Genomic DNA, 6480 nt, shown 5'->3' with positions numbered 1-6480 from the left:
AAGCTTTGCGAGTCCACGCCGTGTTTTGCCAGCGCAGCTTCGAGCTGTCGCTCAATCGCCCGATGCGGCGCCTGCGCGATCGCGTTCCAGTACACGGCGCGGGCGCCGCTCTCGCGCGCCAAGTCGGGGATGGCCTTGGCTGCCGGCCCCTTGCGCAGCACGAGCGATCCGCCGCGCGCGGCGATCACGGCACCGAGCGCGCGCAGCGATTGCGCCAGCCACCAGCGCGTTGCGGCGCCGGGTGGCCGCCCGGCGCTGTCGTCGAGGACGAACAGGCAGAGCACCGGTGCACCGGTTTTCGCCGCGGCGTGGAGGGCGGGGTGGTCGGACAGACGAAGGTCATCGCGGAACCAGACGATGACGGGCGGTGCGCTTGGCGGGGTCAGTGAGGGCCTCGTTTACGATTTGGAAAGCATGGCGGTCGCGGTGGTGTGAACCGTCGTTAATTTTACCGTAAGCCGACTGCACGATTATGCAGGAATTACGGGGGTCATTCCATTCATGTCCAACATTCTAACGGCGAAGGTCCTGCCGCAGTTCAAGCTCGGCACCAAGGCGGTCCTGTGTGCCGTGCTGCTGATCGCCGTGAACACGGCGCTCGTGGTCGGCGCCGGCTATTGGTCGCTGACGTCCGCCTTCAATGACCGCGCATTGCGCGACATCGAGGTCAATCTGCGCACCCTGGCGCTAGCTTTCACCGAGACCGTTCCGGCCGCCAAGGTCACGATGCGGGATGGCGCGGTGGCGCGCGCCGAGATCCCCAAGATGCCCGACTTCGCCGATCACGCCATCGTCGATCGTGCCGTGTCCTATGTCGGGGGCAACGCGACCCTGTTCGTGTTCGACGATGCCAGCGGGCAGTTCGTGCGCCGCTCCACGAACGTGAAAAAGGAAAATGGCGACCGCGCCGTCGGCACCCAGCTTGCCGCCGACCATCCGGGGCAGGCGCCGCTGCGCCGGGGTGAGGCCTATAAGGGGCCGGCCACGCTGTTCGGCAAGTCGTTCATGACCGCCTATTTCCCGATCGCGGACGGGGCTGGCAAGGTCGTCGGCATTCTCTATGTCGGCATTCCCATGACCCAGTATGAGAGCATGCTGGCCCACGCCATCCAGAGCATGGCGGCGGCCGCCGGCCTCGCCGCGCTTCTGGTGCTGGTTCTGACCTTGCTGCTCGTCCGCCGCGTCACCCGGCCGCTCACTTCGGTCACGCGCTCGCTCACCGCGCTCGCCAACGGCCAGAGCGACGTCGCGATCGAATGCGAGGATCGCGCCGACGAGATCGGCGAGATCGCCCGCACGGTCGCGGTGTTCAAGAGCAATTCGCTGGAGCGGGCGCGCATGCGCAGCGAGCAGGCGGCTGCCACAGCCGCGGCGGCCGAGCAGCGCAAATCCGACCTGCGCAACTTCGTCGAGGAATTCCGGGGCAGCGTCGGCGGTGTCCTCGACAAGGTGCTGACCTCGTCGGGCGAGTTCGAGCGCGCGGCGCGGCAGCTCACCGACGTCGCACGCTCCACCGCCGATCTGTCGGCTCAGTCCGCCGGTGCCTCCGAAAATGCCTCCGAGCACGTCCGTTCGGCGGCGTCGGCCTCCGACGAGCTGTCGCAATCGATCTCGGAAATCACGCGGCGCGTGCAGGAATCGAACGCGATTTCCGCCGAGGCGGTGCAGCAGGCCGAGGCGACCGACCAGCGCATCGCCCAGCTCTCGGAGGCGGGCGCGCGCATCGGCGACGTCGTCAAGCTGATCACCTCGATCGCCGAGCAGACCAACCTGCTGGCGCTGAACGCCACCATCGAGGCCGCGCGCGCGGGCGATGCCGGCCGCGGCTTCGCGGTGGTGGCCCAGGAGGTCAAGACGCTGGCCGGCCAGACTGCGAAAGCGACCGACGAGATTTCGAACCAGATCGAGAGCATGCAGCTCGCGACCGAGGAATCGGTCGCCGCCATCAAGGCGATCAGCCAGACCATCGAGCGCATCAGCGGTATCGCGGGCTCGATCTCGGCAGCGGTCGAGCAGCAAAAGAGCGCGACCCACAACATCGTGGCCAGCGTTCGCGCTGCGGTGTCGGGCACGGCGGATGTCGCCGTCAACGTCCGTCACGCCGCCAAGGGCGCGAGCGAGACCGGCGAGACCTCGAGCCGGATGTTCGTCTCCGCACAGGCGCTGTCGGGCGAGAGCCTGCAGCTGAAGGCTGAGGTCGACAGGTTCCTCGACCGCGTGCGGGCGGCCTAATCCCGCGCTGTCATTCCGGGTTCGGTCCTGCGGACCGCCCCCGGAATGACCCTCAGCTATTTCGGCTGCGGCACGATGCGGATGTAGGGCTTCGGCTCCTTCCAGCCTTGCGGGTAGATCGTCTTGGCTTCGTCATTGGAGACCGAGCCCGCGATGATGACGTCTTGCCCTTGCGTCCAGTCGGCCGGCGTCGCGACGCGATGCTTGGCGGTGAGCTGCAGCGAGTCGATGACGCGCAGGATCTCCTGGAAGTTCCGGCCCGTGGTCATCGGATAGACCAGCACCAGCTTGATCTTCTTGTCCGGCCCGATGACGAAGACGTTGCGGACGGTCTGGTTGTCGGCGGCGGTGCGGGTGGCGGGATCGCCCGAGATGGCGGCCGGCAGCATGCCGTAGAGCTTCGAGACGTTGTAATCGGTGTCGCCGATCATCGGGTAATTGGGCGCTGCGCCCTGCGTCTCCTTGATGTCTTCCGACCATCGGGCATGGTTGTCGACCGGATCGACCGAAAGCCCCATCAGCTTGACGCCGCGCTTGTCGAATTCCGGCTTCAGCTTGGCGAGCGCGCCGAGCTCGGTGGTGCAAACCGGCGTGAAGTCCTTCGGATGCGAGAACAGCAGCGCCCAGCTGTTGCCGATCCAGTCGTGGAACTTGATCTTCCCTTCGGTGGTCTCGGCTTCGAAGTCGGGTGCAGTGGCGCCGATCGGAAGTGTCATGATTTTACCTCATCGCATTGAATCTAATAGGAAATTCGTCTCTTGCCGTCAGCTGCAATATAGAGGGCTTGAGAGGCCAAGTGAACGCCAACTGAACTGGCTCAAGTAAAATGTGAATTCCTCCCCCGAAGGGCCGATTTCCTAGCAACTTATTGTTACGGCCGCAGCTGCGGCGAAACATCTCCATCCGGGGTCACACGGTCTCGCTCGCCCCGATTACGCCTTTTATGACTTTCATCACGCTCACCCGGCGGGCCCAGAACCAAAGCGGTCCTGATAGCGACCAATTGGCAACCATCTCGAAAAGTCGCGATCGCCGTATCGAATCGTTAACCACCCCTTTACGCCGGCATGAAAATGCTGGCCGATCAGAAGAAGTCTGGAAGTGAACTATGTCTGCCGCTGCGCCCAAATCTGTCGAATCGCCGTCCCTGGAACCGTCCTGCCGCGATACCGCGGCCCATGCGCTGAGCATCGTGCGCGATGGCGTGATCACGGGCGAAGGCCCGACCACCAAGGGCCGGGTCCATTTCTCCCGTTCGCTGGATGCCGACGACACTGCTTGGTGCACGCGCATCCTGACCGCGACGGCCGTCAACGAGCAGCCGGTCAGCCGCACTGAGGCTGAAGTGCTGTTCGAGATCAACGAGGCCGCGACCGAGCGTACCGATGGCGGCCGTTTCGACGATTTGCTCGCCAAGGCCGTTGCCCATTACGCCGCGAGCGCCTCGGGCCTGAAGGTGCCGCCGCGCAGCGTCGCGCTGTCGGCCGACACCGACATCGAGAGCTGGGCGCCGTCCTATGCCTCCAAGGTCAACAGCGAGATGCTGGAGTGGATCGCCGGCCAGATGCGCGGCAAGCGCCACAACAACCGCCGCCTGATGGCGATGGTGGCGACGTTCCTCGGCGCCACCGCGCTGCCTCTGGCCGGCCAATTGCCGAACGTGTTCGACATCGGGATGTAACATCGCGCGCCTCTCACGAGGAGCATCCGAGCGGCGGGGTTATTTCCCCGCCGTTTTTTGTTTGCCGGTCTCCATCCCGAGATGATCCACCTCGAGCCCCAGCGTGCGGCCGGGGAAGCCGGCGGCGTCGAAATAGCGCTGGCTGCCGACGCGCTGGAAGTTCAGGACGGTGGTCAGGCCGCCTTCGGCCGGCTTGGATTTCATCGTGCCGGCATAGGCCTTCGGCACGGGGCCGTTGGGCATGGCTTCCGACATCACGCGGCCGACCAACTCTCCCTTCTGCGTCGCGCGCAGGCCCATCAGCCGGGCGGCCGTCATGCCGACATCCGCATTGCTGACCGGCAGCTCGTCGACGAAGCCGGCTTTGAAATCCGGACCGATCGCGGCCATGAAGTTCATGGTGTCGCCGCGGCTGAAACTGCCATGCATGCCCTGGCCCTGGCGCAGCACGGTGTCGGCGACCTGCACCGAGCAGTTGGTCGGGGCCTCGCCGCAATCGCTGGCATAGGAGCGGAAGTTGACGACGATCGACGGCGTCGGCGTCGCGGAGTTGCCGCGCAGGTTGATGGCCGACAGCGGCAAGGTGCCGGGGAAGCGGCCGAGCGAGTCCTCGACGAACAGGCCGGAGACGTAGTCCTGCTCGAGCAGCGCCTTGATGGTTTTCGCCGCCAGCTTCTTGTCCTTGTTCGGCAGATAGATCAGGTCGGAGCCGCCATTGGTGGCGACGACGAGATCGGGCTTGGTGGGATCCTTGCCGAGCACGCCGTTGCCGGCCTTGGGATGCTTGTTGCCTTCGACCTTCGCGTTCTTGTCGTTGGGGTCGAACAGCGGCAGGTCGAGCGCCTTGGCGAGGTCGAGCGCCAGGAAGCCCATTGGCAAAAAGTCCTTCGGCGTGTCGTCGTAGCTGACCTTGGCCGAGGGGCTGGTCTTGCTCTCCTTGGAGATGGTGGAGAAGCCATGGTCGGCGGAGACGATGATGTTGGTCGATGCGGCGAGCCCGAGCTCGTCGAGCGCCTTGCGGAGCTGGGCGAGGTTGGTGTCGGCGTTCTTGATGCCGGCCATCGAGGTCGGGCCGTTGATGCCGGGCTTGATCTGGTTGAGGCTGTCGCCGGTGTTGTGCTGGCTGCCGTCGGGGTCGCGCGACCAGAACACCAGCACGAACGGCTTGTTGCGCGCCTTGAACATCGGCAGCACCACCTTGGTGGCGACGTCGGCGAAATAGGCCTGCTGGGCGATGTTGGCGACCGTGGTCCCGGGCGTCTTGGCATCGCCCGCCTTGGAATTGTCACCGCGCGGCGGCGTGGCGGTGGGCAGGCCGGCCTTGGTCAGCGCGTCCTTCACCTCGTCCGACAGCCCCACGCCGTTCTTGCCGCCCGTGGAATCGTCGAACACGACCGAATGCAGGCCGGCCTTTTCGGGCTTGTCGGTGTGGTCGAACTGGTAGGTCGGGCCGACCTTGCCGATCGCCGCGGTGCTGAGGCCCTTGTCGCGGGCCATCTTCAGAATGGTCTCCTCGTTGAGATAGTCGCCCTTGAAATGCTCGTCGATGTCGCCGAGCACGGCGTCGTTCTCGATGAAGGGGACCACGGTGTCGCCGGCGGGGGCGGAGGTGTAGTTGGTCCAGATCGTGTTGGAGAACACGCCGGTGTCGCCGAGATAATGGCCGGTCGACATCGCCGAGCCGTTGGCCATGGTGAAGGTCGGGAACAGCGAGTGCGAGTTCTTGAAGTTGACGCCCTTGTCGCGGATCTCGGCCATGGCGGGGGCCGTGTCGGGATTGACCTTCAGCGCGCGCAGGCCGTCCGGAATGAACAGGATCAGGTTGCGCGGCGTGTTATTCTCAGCGGAGGCAAATCCGGTGGATAGCACTGTCAGTCCGGCGGACAGCAACACCAGTGAACGGCGCATCGAAATCTCCCTGCGAGGCGGCATGGCCGCAAAGCCGCGGCCCCCGGGGCCGCAACCCGCGGTCCCCGGTTCGTTTAGTTTCGCTGCGTGACCGTTTTGTTACAAGGCCTGTAACATCTGCAAGAGGGCTGGGGAGGGGGCTCGGTCTCGTGTCCCGGACGCGCTGCAACGTTCTTGCGCTGCTGCGCAGAGCCGGGACCCAAGACGCCTAGCGTTTGCTGCAACATGGGCCCCGGCTCTGCAGCGCACCGCCGAAGAGGGCGCTGCGCTGCGTCCGGGGCACGAGACCATCGTTTGAACACGCACCGTCTCAACACCGTCATTGCGAGCGCAGCGACTTGTCCGCCGAAGCCTCTTGGCGAAGGCGAAAGCAATCCACAATCGTTCCGCACCGACACTATCCGTCCCGTCATCCTGAGGTGCGAGGCGTGCGATGCGAATGCATCGCATGCGGAGCCTCGAAGGATGAACGGCCGGGCTGGTGCAGCCGGGCTGTCGCCCTTCGAGGGCCGCTGAAGAAGCGGCCGCCCCAGGGTGACGGTCTGAGACGATGCAATGCGGCAACATTCGATACTCGCATGGCGCCCGCAGACACGGCTTCGCATCCTCGCGGCTCATCTCGCCCGAGCTTTGCTTCGTTGCCTTGCCCTCGATTGAAC

5 protein-coding genes are annotated in these 6480 nt (G+C 65.2%); 2 read left to right on the top strand and 3 right to left on the bottom strand.

What is annotated here, in order from left to right; genetic code table 11:
* Positions 1-332 (bottom strand): deoxyribodipyrimidine photo-lyase (locus SE92_RS06795; RefSeq protein WP_245324801.1); only part of this gene is annotated, 332 nt, incomplete at its 3' end.
* A gap of 169 nt (positions 333-501) precedes the next feature.
* On the opposite strand from SE92_RS06795, the gene SE92_RS06790 reads away from it, so the two are divergent.
* Positions 502-2232: a methyl-accepting chemotaxis protein gene (locus SE92_RS06790; RefSeq protein ID WP_063195037.1), complete on the top strand. Its 1731-nt coding sequence runs from the start codon at positions 502-504 to the stop codon at positions 2230-2232.
* Positions 2233-2288: 56 nt separating this feature from the next.
* On the opposite strand, the gene SE92_RS06785 is transcribed toward SE92_RS06790, so the two are convergent.
* On the bottom strand, positions 2289-2948 hold the full coding sequence (locus SE92_RS06785; protein WP_063195036.1) for a peroxiredoxin: 660 nt from the start codon (positions 2946-2948) through the stop codon (positions 2289-2291).
* Between the two features lie 392 nt (positions 2949-3340).
* Between SE92_RS06785 and SE92_RS06780 the strand changes: the two genes are divergently transcribed.
* Entirely contained in the window at positions 3341-3913 is a 573-nt protein-coding gene (locus tag SE92_RS06780) for a hypothetical protein (RefSeq protein ID WP_063195035.1), read from the top strand.
* Positions 3914-3952: 39 nt separating this feature from the next.
* On the opposite strand, the gene SE92_RS06775 is transcribed toward SE92_RS06780, so the two are convergent.
* The gene (locus SE92_RS06775; RefSeq protein WP_063195034.1) at positions 3953-5821 is read right to left on the bottom strand and encodes an alkaline phosphatase family protein; all 1869 of its coding nucleotides are present in this window, start codon (positions 5819-5821) and stop codon (positions 3953-3955) included.
* Positions 5822-6480 lie beyond the last annotated feature (659 nt).

Origin of the sequence: Bradyrhizobium sp. AT1 (genome assembly GCF_001590795.1) — a bacterium.
Lineage (GTDB): Bacteria > Pseudomonadota > Alphaproteobacteria > Rhizobiales > Xanthobacteraceae > Bradyrhizobium.
The sequence above is the reverse complement of the archived record's forward strand: the minus strand, read 5'-3'. Positions and strand labels throughout refer to the sequence as shown.

What these genes read in the sequence shown, in the direction of transcription:
- SE92_RS06775 (WP_063195034.1), bottom strand. Translation starts at nt 5,821, where the DNA reads ATGCGCCGTTCACTGGTGTTGCTGTCCGCCGGACTGACAGTGCTATCC.
- SE92_RS06785 (WP_063195036.1), bottom strand. Translation starts at nt 2,948, where the DNA reads ATGACACTTCCGATCGGCGCCACTGCACCCGACTTCGAAGCCGAGACC.
- SE92_RS06790 (WP_063195037.1), top strand. Translation starts at nt 502, where the DNA reads ATGTCCAACATTCTAACGGCGAAGGTCCTGCCGCAGTTCAAGCTCGGC.
- SE92_RS06780 (WP_063195035.1), top strand. Translation starts at nt 3,341, where the DNA reads ATGTCTGCCGCTGCGCCCAAATCTGTCGAATCGCCGTCCCTGGAACCG.